Here is an 18,075-nt window from a genome sequence, read left to right on the forward strand (position 1 = left end):
TGCGCACCATGGCGCTGTCATCGTCGAACATGTATTCGGCGATCGCCTTGGTCAGTTCGGTCTTGCCGACGCCGGTCGGGCCCAGGAACAGAAAACTGCCCAGCGGCCGCTTGGGATCGTTCAGCCCGGCGCGGGCACGACGCACCGCATTCGAGACCGCCGTCACCGCCTCGGCCTGTCCGATCACCCGCTTGCTGAGAACCTCTTCCATCTTCAGCAGCTTTTCGCGTTCGCCCTCCAGCATCTTGCTGGTGGGAATGCCGGTCCAGCGTTCGACGACCTCGGCGATCTGTTCGGGGCGCACGGCCTCTTCGACCATCAGACCGTCGCTGCCGCCGGTCTCGGCCTCGGCCAGTTGCCGCTCGAGCCCGGGGATGATGCCATAGGACAGCTCGCCCGCACGCGCCAGGTTGCCCTCGCGCTTGGCCTGATCCAGTTCCGCACGCGCGCGATCCAGTTGCTCCTTCAGATTGCGCGCCCCTTCCAGCTTGTCGCGCTCGGCCTGCCAGCGCGCGGTCATCTCGGCGCTGCGCTGCTGCAGGTCGGACAGATCCTTTTCCAGCCGCTCCAGCCGATCCTTGCTGGCAGCGTCGTCCTCTTTCTTCAGGGCCTCGGCCTCGATCTGCATCTGCAGGATCTGGCGATCCAGCTGATCCAGCTCTTCAGGCTTGCTGTCCACTTCCATCCGCAACCGGCTGGCGGCTTCGTCGACCAGGTCGATGGCCTTGTCGGGCAGAAAACGGTCGGTGATATAGCGGTGGCTCAACGTCGCCGCAGCAACCAGCGCCGCATCGCTGATGCGCACGCCGTGGTGCAGTTCATACTTCTCCTTGATGCCGCGCAGGATGCTGATGGTATCCTCGACCGTCGGCTCCTCGACCATGACGGGCTGGAAACGCCGCGCCAGCGCCGCGTCCTTTTCGATATACTTGCGGTATTCGTCCAGGGTCGTCGCGCCCACGCAATGCAGCTCGCCCCGCGCAAGCGCAGGCTTGATCAGGTTGGCGGCATCCATCGCCCCGTCAGTCTTGCCCGCGCCGACCAGAACGTGCAGCTCGTCGATGAACAGGATGATCTCGCCCGCGGCATTCTCGATTTCCTTCAGGATTGCCTTCAGCCGTTCCTCGAATTCGCCACGATACTTGGCGCCCGCGATCAGTGCCCCCATGTCCAGCGCCCACAATTGCTTGTTGCGCAGGCTTTCGGGCACGTCGCCGTTGACGATGCGCAGCGCCAGGCCTTCGGCGATGGCGGTCTTGCCGACGCCGGGTTCGCCGATCAACACCGGGTTGTTCTTGGTACGGCGGCTCAGCACCTGCATGGCGCGGCGGATTTCCTCGTCCCGGCCGATGATCGGGTCGATCTTGCCGGCGGCTGCCGCCTCGGTCAGGTTACGCGCGTATTTCGACAGGGCCTCATAGCTGTCCTCGGCGCTGGCGCTGTCGGCGGTGCGGCCCTTGCGGATATCGTTGATGGCGGCATTCAGCGCCTGGGCGGTGACCTTGCCGGCGGTCAGCGCATCGCGCGCCGCAGTATTGGCCACGGCCAGCGCCGTCAGCACCCGTTCGGCCGGCACGAAGCTGTCGCCGGCCTTCTTTGCCAGCTTTTCGGCCTCGTCCAGCACACGCACCAGGCTGGGGTCGACATAGACCTGGCCTTGGCCGCCACTGACCTTTGGCTGGCGCGCGACCGCCTGGTCGACGGCCTGGCGCACCGCCTGCACGTCGCCGCCGGCGCGCGCGATCAGATTGCTGGCAAAGCCCTGATCGTCATCCATCAGCGCCTTCAGCAGATGTTCGGGCATGACGCGCTGGTGGCTTTCGCGGATGGCGATCGTCTGCGCAGCTTGCAGGAACCCGCGCGACCGTTCCGTGAATTTTTCCATATCCATATGAAAATCCTTTCCTAGCCCCCGCTTTGAACCGCCCGCTGTGGCACGGTCCCGATCGGGTCTTGCCAGTCACATGGGCAGGGACAAACGGGGTTTCAAGACGGCCGGTTCCCGCCTATAAGCGGGCCGTTTGTCGCAGCCGGGGATAGGAACATGGACGACCGTCTGATCGTGGCGCTGGATGTGCCCAATGCGCTGGCGGGGCTGGATCTGGTGCAGCGCATCGGCGATGCCGCCAGCTTTTACAAGATCGGCCTGGGGATGCTGACCGGCGGTGGCCTGGCCCTGGCCAACGAGCTGAAGCAGGAACACGGCAAGCGCGTGTTTCTGGACATGAAACTGTTCGACATCGGCGCCACGGTCGAGGCGGCGGTGCGCGGCCTTGCCCGCTATGACCTGGATTTCCTGACCGTGCATGGCGACCCGCATGTGGTGCGTGCGGCCAAGCAGGGCGCGGCGGGCTCGAATCTGCGCATCCTGGCGGTGACGATCCTGACCTCGCTGGACCGGGCCGATCTGGACGCGGGCCTGATCGTTCCGGGCGATGTGGCCCGGATCGTCGAGACCCGCGCCGCCCGCGCCTTCGAGGCCGGCGCCGATGGCGTCATCGCCAGCCCGCGCGAGGCGGCGCTGATCCGGGCCTTGCCGCAGGCGGCGGGGCGGCTGATCGTCACCCCGGGCGTCCGCCCGGCCGGCAGCGAGGCGGGCGACCAGAAGCGGATCGAGACCCCGGCCACCGCGATCGCCCAGGGCGCCGATCACATCGTCGTCGGCCGGCCGATCTGGCAGGCCGAGGATCCGCGCGCCGCCGCCCGCGCCATCCTGGACGAACTGCCCTGATCACCAATCCGCAAGGCCCAGCATCCCTGCGCCGCGTCGCTTCAGATGCGGCACCGCGCGCGGATGGCTCAGGAACTGGTGCAGCGGCATCATCTGCCATTCCTGACCTTCGTCGCCCAGACGAATGGCCGCGACTTCATGGACGGCAAGCCGGCCAAGATACATCCAGGACACCGGCCCCGGGCTGTCGGGCGGGGCAAAGCGCCGGCCGCGCAGGCGGTCGGCGGTCAGGCGCAGGCCGCATTCCTCGTGCAATTCGCGCAGCGCGCAGTCGATCGGGCTTTCGCCCGGCTCGGCACCGCCGCCGGGCAGATCCCAGTGACCCGGAAAGGGAATCCACGGCACATCATCGCGCAGGATCACCAGCAGGCTGTCGTTGCACGTCAGCAGCAGCTTGGCGCCGCTGAACGCTAGTTGTCGTTGATATCGCGGGTCCAGCGTCGCACCTCGCTGCGGCGGGGACCGAACATGCGGCGCAGCCCCAGCCAGATCACCCCGGTCAGCACCGCCGTCACCACCAGCGCCACCGCAAGCCCCGCCGTGAACCAGCCCAGCAGCAACAATATCCCCATCAGCGCCACCGACAGGGAGAGACCCAGGAAGAACCAGACCGGCAGCGCCAGTTCCAGCGCCGCCAGCAACAGCGCCGCGACGATCCACAGCCAGCCCTGGGTCCAGATCATTTCGCCCCCCGGAACATGGCAAAGGCATTGCCCAGCGCCTCGACGGCCGAGGCAGGCAGGATCACTGTCTGCTTGCCCTGACCACGCCCGACCTCGGTCAGAGCCTCGACCTGCCGCATCGCCACCTGATACTGCGCCGCCTCGAGCCCGTTGCGGGAAATCGCCTCGGCGATGACACCGGTGGCATAGGCTTCGGCCTCGGCCATGACGCGGCGGGCCTTGGCCTGCTGTTCGGCGGCGTAAAGTTCGCCATCGGCGGCCAGTTCGACGGCGCGGCGCTTGCCCTCGGCCTCGGTCACCTGGGCGCGGCGGGCGCGCTCGGCATTCAGCTGTTGCAGCATCGCCGCGCGGGTGGCCTCGTCCAGATTCACGTCCAGGATCTCGGCCCGCGTCACCTCGATCCCCCAGTCGTCAACGACATTGGCCAACGATTCGCGGATGCGGTCGATCAGGCTGGCGCGGTTCGACTGCACCTGGTCCAGCTCCATGGTGCCGATTTCCGAGCGGACGATTCCCGCCACGGTGGTGGCGATTGCGGCATCGATGTCACGAATGCGATAGACGGTCTTTTCCGGTTCGATGATGCGATAGAACACGCTGGTTTCCACCTGCACCAGAACGTTGTCGGCGGTAATCGCATCCTGGCGCGAGGTCGGCAGCTGTCGTTCCAGGATCGAGATGCGATGCGCCACGCGATCCAGGAACGGCACGATGAAATTGATCCCCGGCCCCAGCACCGAATGCAGCCGCCCGAAGCGCTCGACCACGTATTTTTCCGATTGCGGCACGATGCGGATGGCGCGGTTGATCGCAAACAGCAGCACCACGGCCAGCAGGATCAGCGCGACATTGCGCCCCAGAAGATCGGCGATTTCAGGCGGCATCGGGAAATCCTTTCCTTATTCGGCGGCGATGGCCGGATCGCAGGCATCGGGGCGCAGCCGCGCCAGCCGCGCGACCAGCCGGCGGAAACGGTCGCGGAACCGGTCGAAATCGGCCCTGGGTTCGACCCGGCGTTCGTCCATGTATAGCGAACGGTCCAGCTCCAGCTGCACGACATGAACATTTTCGCGCGGGCGACCGTAGGTGGCGGTGATATAGGCACCCGAAAAGGGTGAGTTGCGGCGCAGGGAAAACCCCTCGGCGGCGACAGCTTCAGCCACTTGCGCACTGATGCGCGGCGATGCCGAAACACCGTTCCGGTCGCCCAGCACCATGTCCGGGCGCGGGCGCGGCAGATGCGCCAGCGCATCATGGGGCATCGAATGCATGTCGATCAGGACCGCACCGCCAAACCGCGCCACAGCCTCGGCAACCAGTCCCTGCAACGCCGCATGATAGGGGCGCCACAGCTCGGCGATACGCCGCTCTGCCTCGGCGCGTGGGATCGGACGGTCATGGATGACGCGTCCCTGCGAGACCACCCGGGGGATGATCCCCAGCCCGGCCATGATCCGCGGCGTGGTCTTGGCGGGGCTCGCCCCCTCTACCACCAGAGGGTCGATCTCATGCGGGCCGCGATTCAGATCGACAATGCAGCGCGGCACATTTGCCGTCAGCACCACCGCGCCGAAATCCAGCGCCGGAGCGATGAGCCGGTCAATGAAGGCATCCTCGGACGAGCGCAGCAGCACGGGATCCAGCCGCGATTCGGCCAGGAACCAGTCGGGATAGCAGCGCCCGGAATGCGGCGAGGCAAAGATGACACCGCCCTGCCAGACCGGTGGCCGCATCAGGTCATAGGTCTGCTCCGTCCCGGTCATGCTTTCCTGTTTTCGTCATCGCGGCCCGCTGAAGGATGCTGGCATGGCAAGATTTATAAACCGTAAAGCTGCGCCGCAACCAGTTGTCGATATGGGCTTGAAACCCCCCGACGAGCTGGCTATAGACACGCGGACCAAGGCGATCTGGCAGCATGTCTGGCAGAATCACCTGTCCGGGGGGCGGTTAGCTCAGCGGTAGAGCACTACGTTGACATCGTAGTGGCCACTGGTTCGATCCCAGTACCGCCCACCATTCATTTCGCGCCGCCGGGGCAAAACCGGCGGTATTTCGTTTCCAGGGCGCCGTTTGCGATGCGCCGCGATGGGAGAAGACCGATGAAGGTTCGCAATTCGCTTCGCTCGCTCAAGAGCCGCCACCGTGACTGTCAGATCGTGCGCCGCAAGGGCCGCATCTACATCATCAACAAGACCAACCCGCGCTTCAAGGCCCGTCAAGGCTAAGACGCCGGCGCAGATTGCGTGAAACGCCCGTAGCGCAGCCGCCACGGGCGTTTTTGCGTGTCCGCAGGTCAGACCCGCGCGAGGCGCCCCAGCCTAATCGTAGCTGCGACGGTCCTCGATCACCTTGCCGTCATTGGGCAAGGATCCGGGCGCGACCAGCTGCACCCGGCCGCGCAGCTTCAGCGTGTCCAGAACGCTGCCTTCGTAACGGCCGGCGTCCTCGGCCTCGGTTTCCAGCATCACCGTCATCACGTCCATGTCCTCGGCACGCTCGGCGACCACCCGCGCGCGACGGATTTCCGGATGGCGGGCGACCAGGGCGGCCACCTGTTCGGGGCGCACGAACATGCCCTTGATCTTGGTGGTCTGATCGGCACGGCCCATCCAGCCCTTGATGCGCATGTTGGTGCGGCCGCAAGGGCTGATCCCGGGCAGCACGGCCGAAAGATCGCCGGTGGCAAACCGGATCAGCGGGTAATCCGGGTTCAGCGTTGTCACCACCACCTCGCCCACCTCGCCCTCGGGGACCGGATCGCCGGTGCCAGGGCGCACGATCTCGACGATGACGCCTTCATCGACGATCATCCCTTCCATGGCGTCGCTTTCATAGGCGATGCTGCCCAGATCGGCGGTGGCATAGCACTGGCGCGTGACGATGCCGCGGTCGGCATAAAGCTGGCGCAGCGACGGAAACAGCGCCCCTCCGCCCACCACCGCACGACGGAACGCCAGGGTTTCGCCCAGTTCGTCGGCGCGGTCCAGGATCACCTTGAGAAAATCGGGGGTTCCGGCATAGCAGGTCGTGCCGATATCCACCGCCGCCCGCACCTGCAGGTCGGTCTGGCCGGTGCCCGCGGGCAGAACCGCTGCCCCCACCGCGCGGGCCGCCGATTCGAACATCATCCCCGCCGGCGTCAGATGATAGCCGAAACAGTTCTGGACGATATCGCCGCGCCCGACGCCGGCCGCGTGCAGGAACCGACCCAGCCGCCACCAGTCGCCGCCATGCATGCCGGGCTCATAGATCGGTCCGGGGCTTTGAAACACATAATCGAAATCGGCGGTCTCGCGCGTGGCGTATCCGCCAAAGGGCGGGCGCGCCTGTTGGGCGGCCGAGAGTTCGGCCTTGCGCATCACCGGCAGCCGCGCCAACGCGGCGCGGTCTCTGACGGCCGCCGGATCAACCTCGGCCAGGCTTTCGGCCAGTGCCGGCGTGGAACGCGCGCGCGCGATCGCCGCCGGCAAGGCCGATGCCAGATCCTGCTCCCGCGCCGCAGGATCGCGGGTTTCCAAAGCGTCAAAATGTGCCATCTTGGTTTCCTTCAGGCCAGCCAGCGCTTGCGGCGGCGATACGAGCGCACGTCGCGAAAGCTCTTGCGGCCCTGATCGGACATGCCCAGGTAGAATTCCTTGACATCGGGGTTCTCGCGCAGCGCATCGGCGGGACCGTCCATCACCACCCGGCCGCTTTCCAGGATATAGCCGTAATGGGCATAGCGCAGCGCCACGTTGGTATTCTGCTCGGCCAGCAGGAAGGTCACGCCTTCACCCTCATTCACCGCCTTGACGATCTCGAAGATCTGCTCGACCAGCTGCGGCGCCAGCCCCATCGAGGGTTCGTCGAGCAGGATGGTTTCCGGCCGCGACATCAGCGCCCGGCCCATGGCGCACATCTGCTGTTCCCCGCCCGAGGTATAGCCGGCCTGACTTTTGCGCCGCTCCTTCAGTCGCGGAAAATAGGTGTAGACCATTTCCAGATCCCGGGCGATATCGGCGCGGCTGTCGCTGCGGGTATAGGCGCCGGTCAACAGGTTTTCCTCGATGGTCAGATGCTCGAAGCAATGGCGCCCCTCCATGACCTGGATCACGCCTTTCTTGACCAGTGTGGCGGGATCCATGTCCTGGACCCGTTCGCCGCGATAGCTGATCGTGCCTTTCGTCACCTCGCCGCGTTCCGAGTGCAGAAGGTTGGAAATGGCCTTCAGCGTCGTGGTCTTGCCGGCACCGTTGCCGCCCAAGAGCGCGGTGATGCCGCCCTTGGGCACTGACAGGCTGACGCCCTTCAGCACCAGGATGACGTGATTGTAGATCACCTCGATATTGTTGACCTCGAGCAAGGCTTCGCGGTCGGGCGTGGCGTCGAACATGGTTTCCCCCTTGGTCGGAATGGCCCCGGCGGCGGGCAGGCCGCCGGGGTCGACGCGATCAGCAGCGCGGCGTGATGCCGGCCTCCTTGGCATAAGCCTCGCTGTCCTCGGCGATCAGAGGCGCCAGGATTTCCTGATCAGGTTCGGTGAAGTCGGTGATCAGGTTCCATTTCTTGGCGGCCGCATCCCATTGCTGGACGCGGGCCATGCCCGAGCCGCCGTGGTTGTCGCAGCTGAGCTTGATCTCGGGGCCGAAATCCGGCAGCCCGATTTCGGTCAGGCGCTCCGGGGTGATGTCCAGGGCCTCGAAACCGTCGCGCAACTGCGCGGCCGTGATCTGAGAGGTTCCGGCCAGTTCCTGCGCCTTCTTGATGGCCTCGGCGATGACCACCGCCGCATACATGCCGCGCGAATACAGCACCGAGCCGACATGCTGACCGCCCTGCGACGCCTTGCCCGGCTCGACGACGTATTTCTGCATGTCCTGATAGACCGGATAGTCGGTGCCGACGCCGTGGAAGGTCAGGGCCTTGTAGCCGTTGGCCGCCGCGCCCACGGGCACCACGTCGATTTCCGAACCCGACCACCAGATGCCGATCATGTTTTCCATGGGGAAGCGGATGTTCGCGGCCTCCTGGATGGCGGTCTGGTTCATCACCCCCCAGCCATACATGATGACGTAGTCGGGCTTGTCGCGGCGGATCTGCAGCCACTGGCTTTTCTGTTCCTGGCCAGGCGGATCGATCGGCAGTTCGACCAGGGTAAAGCCATGCTTCTTGGACAGATCCTGCAGAGTGCGGATCGGTTCCTTGCCATAGGCGCTGTTGTGATAGACCAGAGCGATCTTCTTGCCGTTCAGATCGCCGCCGTTTTCGTCCAGCAGATACTTGATCGCGACCGAGGCACCGTCCCAGTAGTTGGCGGGCGCATTGAACACCCATTCAAAGACCTTGCCGTTCTTGGCCGAGGTGCGACCATATCCCGGCGTATAAAGCGGGATCTTGTCCGCCGCGATCTTGGGGATCAGCTGATAGGTGATGCCGGTGGACAGCGGGTTATAGACCAGCGCGCCCGAACCCTTGGTCGATTCGTAGCATTCGACGCCCTTTTCGGTGTTATAGGCGGTCTCGCATTCGGGGGTGCGCACCTTTTCCCCGCCGATGCCGCCGTCGCGTTCGTTGAGCAGGGTGAAGTAGTCGTTGAACCCGTCGGCATACTGGGTGCCGCTGGCGCCATAGGGGCCGGTGCGATAGCTGAGGTTCGGCACCACCAGATCGGCCATGGCCGGCGCCGCCGCCATGATGGCCCCCAGCGCGACAGTTGCAAGTTTCAGTTTCATCAAGGGTCTCCTCCCCAGGGGTTGTGCTGCCGGATTTCCGGTCGTTAATGCGGGAACGGCCACAGCCGCAGTTTTTCCTTGGTCAGCTGCCACAGCCGGGCCAGGCCATGCGGCTCGACGATCAGGAAAAAGATGATCAGCGCGCCCACGATCATCAGTTCGATATGGGCGGCCAGGTCGGTGGGCCAGCCAAGCTGCGCCACCAGCACGTTCTTGAGCAGCACCGGCAGCAGCACCAGGAAGGCCGCGCCGGCAAAGCTGCCGAAGATGCTGCCCAGGCCGCCGATGATGATCATGAACAGCACCAGAAAGCTCTTGTTGATGCCAAAGGCCTCGCTGGCCTCGGCCGCGCCCAGATAGACCGAAAACAGCAGCGCCCCGGCAATGCCGATGAAGAAACTCGAGACGGCAAAGGCCGACAGCTTGGCGGTCAGCGGGTTCACCCCGATGATCTCGGCTGCGATGTCCATGTCGCGAATGGCCATCCACTTGCGCCCGACGGTGCCCCGGGTCAGGTTGCGCGCCACCCAGGCCAGCACCACCGCAAAGATCAGGCAGGTCAGGTATTTGGCCGGGGCCGTGGTCGCCGGGCCGGTGATCGCCCAGCCGAACATCGTGCGCTCGGGCGCGTTGATCTGCCCCGAGGCGGAGTAGTTGTAGAACCACGGCACCTTGTTGAATAGCCACACCAGGAAGAACTGCGCCGCCAGCGTCGCCACCGCAAGATAGAAGCCCTTGATGCGCAGGCTGGGCAGGCCGAACAGCACCCCGACAATGGCCGTGATAACCCCGGCCACGACGATCAGCAGCACGATCGGCACGCCCGGAAAGGCCGTCATCAGCTTGTAGACCGCATAGGCCCCCACCGCCATGAAGCCGCCAGTGCCCAGGCTGACCTGACCGGCATAGCCCGTCAGGATGTTCAGCCCGATCGCCGCGATGGCATAGATCAGGAACGGCACCAGCACCGCATTGGCCCAGTAGCTGTCGATGACCAGCGGCACCACCAGAAAGGCCACGGCCAGGATCGCGTAATAGCCCCAGCGGTCCAGCCGGATCGGAAAGGTCTGGCCATCGTCGCGATAGCTCGTCTTGAAATCGCCTGCCTCACGATACAGCATATGCGCCTCCGCTGCCGATCAATGCCCAAGTTTGTTGCGGATAGTGGTTTCGGCTTGCCATGGTCATACCCGTTCGATGATGCGTTCGCCGAACAGGCCCTGCGGCCGGAACACCAGGAAGATCAGCGCCAGCACATAGGCGAACCAGTTTTCGGTGGCGCCGCCGACCATCGGGCCGATGAAGTATTCGAACAGTTTCTCGCCCATGCCGATGATCAGACCGCCGACGATGGCGCCGGGGATCGAGGTGAAGCCACCCAGCATCAGCACCGGCAGCGCCTTCAGCGCGATCAGCGACAGGCTGAACTGCACGCCCGACTTGGTGCCCCACATGATGCCCGCGACCAGCGCCACGAAACCGGCGATCGACCAGACCATCACCCAGATGAACTGCAGGCTGATGCCCACGGACAGCGCCGCCTGGTGATCGTCGGCGACGGCGCGCATCGCCCGGCCCTGCTTGGTGTATTGCGCGAAGCCGACCAGCGCCGCCACCAGCAGCGCGGCAATGCCCGCGGCCCAGACATCCAGACGGTCCACGAAGAAGCCATAGCCCAGCCACCTGTCCGTCGCCGCCTCGATGGTTTCGGAAATGCCCTGCGGCAGGCCGACGTCCAGCGTCTTGACATCGGCGCCCCACATGACATCGCCCAGACCTTCCAGGAACCAGGCCAGACCGATGGTGGCCATGAACAGGATGATGGGTTCCTGCCCCACAAGGTGCTTCAGCACCAGCTTTTCGATGGCGATGGCCAGGCCCACCATGATCAATGCGGTCAGCGCGATGCCCAGGATCGCCGGCACCGTCCAGCCGAAATTCGTGACATGCATGCCGAACATGGCGTTGATCAGATGGGCAAAGGGCACGCGGCCTTCCATGATGCCGACCAGCGTCATGGCGGCAAACAGCGCCATCACCCCCTGGGCATAGTTGAAGACGCCCGATGCCTTGTAGATCAGCACGAAGCCCAGGGCGACCAGCGAATACATGATCCCGGCCATCAGCCCGTTCAGCAGGACTTCGCTTGCGTAAAGGAATTCCATCTGACGCCTCCCTATGCGTGTTCCACGCCCAGATAGGCGCTGATGACCTCGGGGTTGGTGCGCACCTCGTCGGGGGTGCCGTCGCCGATCTTCTTGCCGTAATCCATCACCACCACCCGGTCGGACAGATCCATGACCACGCCCATGTCATGTTCGATCAGGGCGATGGTGGTGCCGAACTCGTCGTTCACATCCAGGATGAAGCGGCACATGTCCTCTTTTTCCTCGACGTTCATGCCGGCCATCGGCTCGTCCAGCAGCAGGATCCGCGGTTCCGCCGCCAGCGCCCGCGCCAGTTCGACACGCTTCTTCAAGCCATAGGGCAGCCGCCCGACCGGCGTCTTGCGAATGTTCTGGATTTCGAGGAAATCGATGATCTTCTCGACCTGTTCGCGGTTTTCCACCTCTTCGCGCTCGGCCCGGCCCCACCACAGCGCCTGGCTCCAGATCGGGGCCGACATCTTGTTCAGACGCCCGGTCATGATGTTGTCCAGAACGCTCATGCCGTCGAACAGCGCGATGTTCTGAAAGGTGCGCGCCAGGCCCAGCCGCGCAACCTCATAGGGCTTCATCGGCGGACGGCGCTTGCCCTCGAACCAGATCTCGCCTTCCTGCGGGACGTAAAAGCCGGAAATGACGTTCAGCATCGAGGACTTGCCGGCGCCGTTCGGACCGATGATCGCGCGGATCTCGCCCTCGCGGATGTCGAAGCTGATGTCCTTGATCGCGGTAACGCCACCGAAACGCAGGGTGATGTTCTTCAGGTCCATCAGCACCTGGCCGGTGCGGCGGCCTTCGGGTGTGGGGGTCTGGGTCATTCTGCGGCCACCTTCTGCGGTTGGGCGGTGGGAAAGGTGCGGGCATCCTCGATCTTCAGCGTGGCGCGGATCTCGCCCTTGCGGCCATCCTCATAGGTCACTTCGGTGCGGGTGCTGATCGTATCGCGCCCGTCGTAAAGCGCCTCGATCAGATCGGCGTATTTCTCGGCGATGATGTTGCGGCGCACCTTGCGGGTGCGGGTCATTTCACCGTCGTCGGGGTCCAGTTCCTTGTGCAGCACCAGGAAGCGGCTGATCTGGCAGCCCGACAGCATCGGGTCCCGGGCGACCGATTCGTTCACCGCCTCGACATGCTGCTTGATGGTGGCATAGACCTGCGGGTGCCCTGCCAGTTCCTGATAGCTGGCATAGGCGATGTTGTTGCGTTCCGCCCAGTTGCCCACCGCCGTCAGGTCGATGTTGATGAAGGCGGTGCATTTTTCGCGACCCGCCCCGAACACCACCGCCTCCAGGATGTTGGGATAGAACTTCAGCTTGTTCTCGACATATTTCGGGGCGAACATCCGCCCGTCGGCCATGCGGCCCACATCCTTGGCGCGATCGATGATGCGCAGATGCCCCGAGCCTTCCTCGAAGAAGCCGGCATCGCCGGTGGCCACCCAGCCCTCGGCGTCCTTGGTCGAGGCGGTGCTGTCGGGATTGTTGTAATATTCCACGAAGGTGCCGGGCGAGCGATAGAACACCTCGCCGTTTTCGGCGATGCGCACCTCGACCCCGGGCGAGGGAACGCCTACCGTGTCCGAACGGACCTGACCATCGGGCTGCTGGGTAATGAAAACCGATGCCTCGGTCTGGCCGTAGAGCTGTTTCAGGTTGATGCCCAGGCTGCGGTAGAAATCGAAGATCTCGGGACCGATCGCCTCGCCGGCGGTATAACCGACGCGGATGCGCGAATAGCCCAGGGTGTTCTTCAACGGCCCATAGACCAGGACATTGCCGATGGCGTAGCGCAGCCGGTCCAGAAGCCCGACCGGCTTGCCGTCCAGCAGCGCCGGACCCACCCGCCGCGCCAGATCCATGTAATGCTTGAACATGCCGCGCTTGACCCGGCCGGCATCTTCCATGCGGATCATCACGCTGGTCAGCTGACCTTCGAACACGCGCGGGGGCGCAAAGAAGTAGGTCGGCCCGATTTCGCGCAGGTCGTTCATCATCGTATGCGCGCCTTCGGGGCAATTGACGGTAAAGCCCGCCCAATAGGCCTGGCCTACGGAAAAGATGAAGTCGCCCACCCAGGCCATGGGCAGATAGGCCAGAACCTCCTCGCGCTCGGTCAGCTTGTCGAAGCTGGCGCTGTTGCGGGCGGTTTCGATGATGTTGCGGTTGGAGAGCACCACCCCCTTGGGCTTGCCGGTGGTGCCCGAGGTGTAAAGCATCACGCAGGTGTCGTCATAGCCCAGCGCCGCGATCCGGCGATCCAGTTCGGCCTCGTGGCGCTGATGGGCGGCGCGGCCTTCGGCCTGGACATCGGCCAGGGCGTTCATGTTGCTGTGGTCGTATTTGCGCATGCCGCGCTTGTCGGTATAGACGATCTGCTCGATCCGCGGGGCGCGGGCGCCCACCTCCAGCACCTTGTCGACCTGTTCCTGATCGCCGCAGACGACGAACCGCGCGCCGCTGTGATCCAGAACATAGGCCATTTCGTCTGCGACCGCGTCCTGATACAGCGGCACCGGCACCGCGCCGCACATCTGCGCCGCGACCATCGACCAGTAATGCGCCGGACGGTTGCGGCCCACGATCGCGACATGGTCCCCGGGCGCCAGGCCCATGTTCAGAAAACCCAACGCCAGCGCGCGGATTTCCTCGGCCGCCTGGGCCCAAGTCCAGCTTTGCCAGATGCCGAATTCCTTTTCACGATACGCGGGCCGATTGCCGAACCGGGCGACGTTGCGCGCCAGCAGTGCCGGAATCGACTGCAAATCGGCCTGAGCCGGCTGCAGGTTCTGCATGAGTCCTCCCCCCTGTCGAACGGGCTCCCCTCCCGTCCGGCTTCCGCAGGTTTCGTTGCTAATCCTTGCGCGAGTTTTTCCCAAACCTTACGAATTGTTACGCCATGCGGCAATTGAAAGTATCGGTATGTCCCAGGACCGCCACAGTGAACTGACCCGATCGGGTCTGAACCTGATCCGACAGGCGATATCGATCTTCGACGCCGAACTGCGGCTGGCGGTGTGCAACCGGACCTATCAGGCCATGTTCGACCTGCCCGACGAGCTGACCCGCCCAGGGACCACATTCGAGCAGACCATCCGCTTTCTGGTGGCACGGGGGGAATACGGCCCGCAGGAAGATCCCGAGGCTGCGGTGCACGAGCGCGTCGCGCAGGCGCGCACCTTTCAGCCCCATTACATGGAACGCAGACGCGCCGACGGGCGCTGGATCTCGGTCGAGGGGGCACCGCTGAGCCAGGGCGGCTGGATCGCCGTCTATACCGACATCACCCATATCAAGCGCCAGGAACAACTGCTGCGCGCCCGCTCCGAGGAGCTGAGCGAGTCGGTGCTGACCCATGCCGAGCGGCTGGCCGCCGCCAACCGCGCGCTGGCCGCCACCAATGCCGCGCTTGAGGAAGCCAAGCGCGTGCTGACCGAATCGGAAGCCCGCACCCGTCAGGTCACCGCAATGGTGCCCGCCCATATCGCGCATATGGACCACAATTACCGCTATACCTTTTCCAACAACCAGATTTCGGCGGTGTTTCCCGGGGCCGATGCCGCGATCCTGGGCCGGGACGGCGCCAGCGTGCTGGGGGCCGAAACCTTCGACCGCATCCGACCGCACATGGACCGGGCCATCGCCGGCCAGCCGCAGGTGTTCGAAATCACCCATCCGCCTTCGGGGCGGCGCATCCGCATCGCGCTGACCCCCGATCAGGCCGGGCGCGGCGCCTATATCCTGTCCACCGATGTCAGCGCCGAGGTTCAGGCCCGCGAGGCGCTGAGCCACGCCGCCAAGCGCGCGCTGGCCGCGCAGCTGACCTCGGGGCTGGCGCATGATTTCGGCAATCTGCTGACCATCATCCTGGGCCTGCAGGGCCGGCTGGCGCGCGCGCCGCTGACCCCAGACCAGGCCGAGGATGTGCAGGCGACGCTGGCCGCCGCCCGCCGCGGGGTGGCGCTGCTGGATGGGATCGCCGCCCTGACCGGGGAACGCAACCAGCACCCGCAGCCCGTCGATCTGTCGGTGCTGTTCGAGGAACTGGCGGCCATGACCCGCCCCACCCTGGGCGAGGGCGTCTTGCTGCGGCATCAGGTGATCGACCTGCCGGCCCGGGTGATGCTGGATCCGGGTGCGCTGCAGGATGCGCTGCTGAACCTGATGCTGAATGCCCGCGATGCGATGCAGGGCGTGGGGCGCATCCTGTTGCAGGCGCGCGGGGCCGGGCGCTGGCTGGAAATCACCGTCACCGACAGCGGCCCGGGCTTTTCGCCCGAGGCGCTGGCCCGCGGCACCGAACCCTTCTTCACCACCAAGGGCGCGCAGGGCACCGGGCTGGGACTGGCGATGGTCTATGACCAGATCAAGCTGGCGGGCGGCACGCTGCGGCTGTTGAATGTGGCCGAAGGCGCGCAGGTGCGTATCCGCCTGCCCCTGCGTGCCGCCCGCCCGCATCTGGTCCTGCTGGCCGAGGACGACCCGCTGATCCGCGAAACCACGCGCGAGATGCTGACCGCCCAGGGCCATTCGGTGATCGAGGCCGCCTCGCTGGCCGAGGCACGCGAACTGACCGACCTGCCCGGGTTGACGCTGATCCTGTCGGACCTGCAACTCGGCGACGGCTCGGGTGCGTCGCTGGGCGCGGCGGGGTTGCCGCTGGTGCTGATGACGGCATTGCCGCCCGACGATCCGCGCCGGGCGGGGCTTGACTGTCCGGTGCTGACCAAGCCCTTTGACGAGATGCAACTGGCCGAGGCTCTGGGATCCTTCCATGACTGAAACGCCGCTGATCGCGATTCTGGACGACGAACCCGACATCCGGCGGCTGCTGTCGGTTGCGCTGGAAGAGGCCGGATTTCGCACCATCGCCTTTGCCCGCGCCACCGAGTTCGAGGCGGCGCTGCGCCGCATCGAGCCCGAGGCCATTCTGATCGACCTGGGCCTGCCGGACCGCGACGGACTGGCGCTGGTGCATCGGCTGGCGCGCGATTCCGGCGCCGCCATCATCATCATCTCGGGGCGGGCGCAGGTGCAGGACCGCGTCACCGGCCTGGAACTGGGCGCCGACGACTATATCATCAAGCCCTTCGACCCGGCCGAGGTGGTGGCCCGCATCCGCGCCCGGCTGCGCAAGCCCGGCCGCGAGCCCACCCCCGGCCGCCAGCAGTTGCGCTTTGCCGGCTGGGCGGTCGATTTCGACCGCTATGTGCTGACCTCGCCCGAAGGCGTCGAAACCCCGATCAGCCATGCCGAGGCCGAGGTGCTGCGCATGTTCCTGGACAATCCGCGCCGGCTGATTTCCCGGGCGCAGATGCTGGAGACGCTGGGCGGCACCGCGGGCGAAAGCTTCGACCGCGCCATGGATGTGCGCATCTCGCGCCTGCGCACCAAGCTGGGCGAGGATCCCCGGAACCCGCGGCTGATCAAGACCATCTACGGCGCGGGCTATATCTTCCTGGCCGAACCCGGCTAACCTGCCCCGACACCTAGCCCGAGAATCAGATGCCCACCGTCTTTATCCTGAACGGCCCGAACCTGAACCTGCTGGGCCAGCGCCAGCCCGAGATCTATGGCCACACCACCCTGGCCGATGTGGAACGCGACTGCGCGGCGCTGGCGGCCGAGCTGGGGCTGAGCACCCGCTTTCACCAGTCGAACCACGAAGGCGTGCTGATCGACCTGATCCACGCCGCCCGCCACGACGGCCAGGCCATCGTCATCAACCCGGCGGCCTTCACCCATACCTCGGTGGCGATCCTGGATGCGCTGAACAGTTTCGAGGGCCCGGTGATCGAGGTGCATATCTCGAACGTGCATCAGCGCGAGGCCTTTCGCCACCATTCCTATGTCAGCCTGCGGGCCGAAGGCGTGATCGCCGGGCTGGGCACGCATGGCTATCTGCTGGCGCTGCGCCATGTGGCGCGGATGATCCTTTGAAACCGGTCTAAAGGTCGAACAGCCCGCGGCGGGTCAGGTCGCGCGCCAGCGTAGCGGCGCCGGTAAAACGGATCGCCTGCATGCCCAGCGCCTGCGCGGCCGCGACGTTTTCGGGATTGTCGTCGATCAGCAGGCAATCGCCGGCGCTCAGCCCGTTGCGATCCAGCAGCAGGCGATAGATCCCCGGCTCGGGCTTGATCATGCCGACCTGGCCCGACACCACGATATCGGCGAAGATCTGCCCCAGCCGCGGATGCAGTTCCAGCGCCGCGGGCCAGGTATCGGCCGACCAGTTGGTCAGCGCGTAAAGCGGACAGTTGCGGGCCAGAAGCGCCTCGGCGATTTCCCAGCTGCCGGGGATGCGCTTTTCGATGGTGACGGCAAAGGCGGCGACATAACCCCGCAGATGCCGGGCGGCGTCGCCATGGGCGGCCTCTGCCGCCGCCAGACCCTGGGCCAGGCTGCGGCCGCGATCCTGCTCGCGGTTCCACTGGGCAAAGCCGATCTGCGCCATCCAGGCCTCGGCCGCGTCGCGGCTGGCAAAGACATCGGCAAAGGCCAGGGCCGGATCCCAGTCGATCAGCACCCCGCCCAGATCGAAGATCACATTGGTCATCCGCCTGCCCCGCTGTCCGACTGTCCGACTGTCCGCCCCAGCTAATGCGCAGCGCCGCGACCAAGGTCAAGCGCCCTGCCCGCGGGCCCTTGCGCGGCGGCGCCGCCTGCCCTAATGTGACAACGAAATTTCTACACTTGGGGTGCCCCGACGGGGCTGAGAGGTGCAAGGCACCGACCCATCGAACCTGATCCGGGTCATGCCGGCGGAGGGAAGGGTAGATCGTGGCACCA

General features: G+C 65.4%; 18 protein-coding genes, 1 tRNA gene and 1 riboswitch (1 of these 20 running past the window's edge). Of the genes, 6 read left to right on the forward strand and 13 right to left on the reverse strand.

The annotated features are described in order from the left end of the window. Positions 1 to 1,891, reverse strand: partial view of an ATP-dependent chaperone ClpB gene (clpB, locus tag GB880_RS04170; protein ID WP_154494467.1) — the 5' portion only. 740 nt of this gene lie to the left of the window's left edge; only the first 1,891 of its 2,631 coding nucleotides appear in the window; the start codon lies at positions 1,889 to 1,891; its stop codon lies off the left edge, out of view. A gap of 153 nt (positions 1,892 to 2,044) precedes the next feature. On the opposite strand from clpB, the gene pyrF reads away from it, so the two are divergent. Further along, complete coding sequence (pyrF, locus tag GB880_RS04175; protein WP_263467312.1) at positions 2,045 to 2,731, forward strand: orotidine-5'-phosphate decarboxylase; 687 nt, start codon at positions 2,045 to 2,047, stop codon at positions 2,729 to 2,731. Here pyrF and GB880_RS04180 read toward each other — a convergent pair whose 3' ends face one another. From GB880_RS04180 to GB880_RS04195, 4 genes are read right to left on the reverse strand one after another with little or no spacing between them, the layout of a single operon-like run. Beyond that, the gene (locus GB880_RS04180; protein ID WP_263467313.1) at positions 2,732 to 3,094 is read right to left on the reverse strand and encodes an NUDIX hydrolase; all 363 of its coding nucleotides are present in this window, start codon (positions 3,092 to 3,094) and stop codon (positions 2,732 to 2,734) included. It abuts the gene before it with no gap. Between the two features lie 47 nt (positions 3,095 to 3,141). Next, the gene (locus GB880_RS04185; protein ID WP_229774295.1) at positions 3,142 to 3,414 is read right to left on the reverse strand and encodes a hypothetical protein; all 273 of its coding nucleotides are present in this window, start codon (positions 3,412 to 3,414) and stop codon (positions 3,142 to 3,144) included. Then, the gene (locus GB880_RS04190; protein WP_154491339.1) at positions 3,411 to 4,298 is read right to left on the reverse strand and encodes an SPFH domain-containing protein; all 888 of its coding nucleotides are present in this window, start codon (positions 4,296 to 4,298) and stop codon (positions 3,411 to 3,413) included. The genes GB880_RS04185 and GB880_RS04190 overlap by 4 nt, the downstream gene beginning before the upstream one ends. Before the next feature lie 15 nt (positions 4,299 to 4,313). After that, positions 4,314 to 5,177 carry an N-formylglutamate amidohydrolase gene (locus tag GB880_RS04195; protein ID WP_154491342.1) on the reverse strand — a complete coding sequence of 288 codons (864 nt, stop codon included), beginning with the start codon at positions 5,175 to 5,177 and terminating at the stop codon, positions 4,314 to 4,316. Positions 5,178 to 5,355: 178 nt separating this feature from the next. On the opposite strand from GB880_RS04195, the gene GB880_RS04200 reads away from it, so the two are divergent. Further along, positions 5,356 to 5,430: transfer RNA gene (locus GB880_RS04200), tRNA-Val, on the forward strand. An 83-nt stretch (positions 5,431 to 5,513) separates the two neighbouring features. Then, complete coding sequence (ykgO, locus tag GB880_RS04205) at positions 5,514 to 5,639, forward strand: type B 50S ribosomal protein L36 (RefSeq protein WP_010392221.1); 126 nt, start codon at positions 5,514 to 5,516, stop codon at positions 5,637 to 5,639. Between the two features lie 93 nt (positions 5,640 to 5,732). On the opposite strand, the gene GB880_RS04210 is transcribed toward ykgO, so the two are convergent. The 7 genes from GB880_RS04210 to GB880_RS04240 form a co-directional block, all read right to left on the reverse strand. Further along, on the reverse strand, positions 5,733 to 6,950 hold the full coding sequence (locus tag GB880_RS04210; protein ID WP_154491345.1) for a phenylacetate--CoA ligase family protein: 1,218 nt from the start codon (positions 6,948 to 6,950) through the stop codon (positions 5,733 to 5,735). A gap of 11 nt (positions 6,951 to 6,961) precedes the next feature. Continuing rightward, positions 6,962 to 7,786 carry an ABC transporter ATP-binding protein gene (locus GB880_RS04215; protein WP_154491348.1) on the reverse strand — a complete coding sequence of 275 codons (825 nt, stop codon included), beginning with the start codon at positions 7,784 to 7,786 and terminating at the stop codon, positions 6,962 to 6,964. A gap of 58 nt (positions 7,787 to 7,844) precedes the next feature. After that, on the reverse strand, positions 7,845 to 9,125 hold the full coding sequence (locus GB880_RS04220; RefSeq protein WP_154491351.1) for an ABC transporter substrate-binding protein: 1,281 nt from the start codon (positions 9,123 to 9,125) through the stop codon (positions 7,845 to 7,847). A 44-nt stretch (positions 9,126 to 9,169) separates the two neighbouring features. Further along, complete coding sequence (locus GB880_RS04225; protein ID WP_154491354.1) at positions 9,170 to 10,246, reverse strand: branched-chain amino acid ABC transporter permease; 1,077 nt, start codon at positions 10,244 to 10,246, stop codon at positions 9,170 to 9,172. A gap of 63 nt (positions 10,247 to 10,309) precedes the next feature. Next, on the reverse strand, positions 10,310 to 11,290 hold the full coding sequence (locus GB880_RS04230; protein WP_154491357.1) for a branched-chain amino acid ABC transporter permease: 981 nt from the start codon (positions 11,288 to 11,290) through the stop codon (positions 10,310 to 10,312). Between the two features lie 11 nt (positions 11,291 to 11,301). Continuing rightward, positions 11,302 to 12,108 carry an ABC transporter ATP-binding protein gene (locus tag GB880_RS04235; protein ID WP_154491360.1) on the reverse strand — a complete coding sequence of 269 codons (807 nt, stop codon included), beginning with the start codon at positions 12,106 to 12,108 and terminating at the stop codon, positions 11,302 to 11,304. Then, complete coding sequence (locus GB880_RS04240; protein ID WP_154491363.1) at positions 12,105 to 14,081, reverse strand: long-chain fatty acid--CoA ligase; 1,977 nt, start codon at positions 14,079 to 14,081, stop codon at positions 12,105 to 12,107. The genes GB880_RS04235 and GB880_RS04240 overlap by 4 nt, the downstream gene beginning before the upstream one ends. Positions 14,082 to 14,208: 127 nt before the next feature. Here GB880_RS04240 and GB880_RS04245 point away from each other — a divergent pair, with 127 nt between their 5' ends. Genes GB880_RS04245 through aroQ form a run of 3 tightly spaced genes read left to right on the forward strand, consistent with a single transcriptional unit; the run spans position 14,209 to position 17,226 of the window. Beyond that, positions 14,209 to 16,068 carry a PAS-domain containing protein gene (locus GB880_RS04245; RefSeq protein ID WP_154491366.1) on the forward strand — a complete coding sequence of 620 codons (1,860 nt, stop codon included), beginning with the start codon at positions 14,209 to 14,211 and terminating at the stop codon, positions 16,066 to 16,068. Beyond that, the gene (locus tag GB880_RS04250) at positions 16,061 to 16,762 is read left to right on the forward strand and encodes a response regulator transcription factor (RefSeq protein ID WP_154491369.1); all 702 of its coding nucleotides are present in this window, start codon (positions 16,061 to 16,063) and stop codon (positions 16,760 to 16,762) included. Before GB880_RS04245 ends, GB880_RS04250 begins: the two co-directional genes overlap by 8 nt. A gap of 29 nt (positions 16,763 to 16,791) precedes the next feature. Further along, the gene (gene aroQ / locus GB880_RS04255; RefSeq protein ID WP_154491372.1) at positions 16,792 to 17,226 is read left to right on the forward strand and encodes a type II 3-dehydroquinate dehydratase; all 435 of its coding nucleotides are present in this window, start codon (positions 16,792 to 16,794) and stop codon (positions 17,224 to 17,226) included. Between the two features lie 7 nt (positions 17,227 to 17,233). Here aroQ and GB880_RS04260 read toward each other — a convergent pair whose 3' ends face one another. After that, complete coding sequence (locus GB880_RS04260) at positions 17,234 to 17,842, reverse strand: HAD family hydrolase (protein ID WP_154491375.1); 609 nt, start codon at positions 17,840 to 17,842, stop codon at positions 17,234 to 17,236. 128 nt (positions 17,843 to 17,970) lie between these two features. Next, positions 17,971 to 18,073, forward strand: a riboswitch (TPP riboswitch). Positions 18,074 to 18,075: the final 2 nt, after the last annotated feature.

Origin of the sequence: Paracoccus sp. SMMA_5_TC (assembly GCF_009696685.2) — a bacterium.
In the GTDB taxonomy this organism is placed as follows: Bacteria; Pseudomonadota; Alphaproteobacteria; order Rhodobacterales; family Rhodobacteraceae; genus Paracoccus.

What these genes read in the sequence shown, in the direction of transcription:
- GB880_RS04245 (WP_154491366.1), top strand. Translation starts at nt 14,209, where the DNA reads ATGTCCCAGGACCGCCACAGTGAACTGACCCGATCGGGTCTGAACCTG.
- GB880_RS04260 (WP_154491375.1), bottom strand. Translation starts at nt 17,842, where the DNA reads ATGACCAATGTGATCTTCGATCTGGGCGGGGTGCTGATCGACTGGGAT.
- GB880_RS04230 (WP_154491357.1), bottom strand. Translation starts at nt 11,290, where the DNA reads ATGGAATTCCTTTACGCAAGCGAAGTCCTGCTGAACGGGCTGATGGCC.
- aroQ (WP_154491372.1), top strand. Translation starts at nt 16,792, where the DNA reads ATGCCCACCGTCTTTATCCTGAACGGCCCGAACCTGAACCTGCTGGGC.
- GB880_RS04235 (WP_154491360.1), bottom strand. Translation starts at nt 12,108, where the DNA reads ATGACCCAGACCCCCACACCCGAAGGCCGCCGCACCGGCCAGGTGCTG.
- GB880_RS04220 (WP_154491351.1), bottom strand. Translation starts at nt 9,125, where the DNA reads ATGAAACTGAAACTTGCAACTGTCGCGCTGGGGGCCATCATGGCGGCG.
- GB880_RS04250 (WP_154491369.1), top strand. Translation starts at nt 16,061, where the DNA reads ATGACTGAAACGCCGCTGATCGCGATTCTGGACGACGAACCCGACATC.
- GB880_RS04215 (WP_154491348.1), bottom strand. Translation starts at nt 7,786, where the DNA reads ATGTTCGACGCCACGCCCGACCGCGAAGCCTTGCTCGAGGTCAACAAT.
- GB880_RS04185 (WP_229774295.1), bottom strand. Translation starts at nt 3,414, where the DNA reads ATGATCTGGACCCAGGGCTGGCTGTGGATCGTCGCGGCGCTGTTGCTG.
- GB880_RS04210 (WP_154491345.1), bottom strand. Translation starts at nt 6,950, where the DNA reads ATGGCACATTTTGACGCTTTGGAAACCCGCGATCCTGCGGCGCGGGAG.
- ykgO (WP_010392221.1), top strand. Translation starts at nt 5,514, where the DNA reads ATGAAGGTTCGCAATTCGCTTCGCTCGCTCAAGAGCCGCCACCGTGAC.
- GB880_RS04225 (WP_154491354.1), bottom strand. Translation starts at nt 10,246, where the DNA reads ATGCTGTATCGTGAGGCAGGCGATTTCAAGACGAGCTATCGCGACGAT.
- GB880_RS04240 (WP_154491363.1), bottom strand. Translation starts at nt 14,081, where the DNA reads ATGCAGAACCTGCAGCCGGCTCAGGCCGATTTGCAGTCGATTCCGGCA.
- pyrF (WP_263467312.1), top strand. Translation starts at nt 2,045, where the DNA reads ATGGACGACCGTCTGATCGTGGCGCTGGATGTGCCCAATGCGCTGGCG.
- GB880_RS04190 (WP_154491339.1), bottom strand. Translation starts at nt 4,298, where the DNA reads ATGCCGCCTGAAATCGCCGATCTTCTGGGGCGCAATGTCGCGCTGATC.
- GB880_RS04195 (WP_154491342.1), bottom strand. Translation starts at nt 5,177, where the DNA reads ATGACCGGGACGGAGCAGACCTATGACCTGATGCGGCCACCGGTCTGG.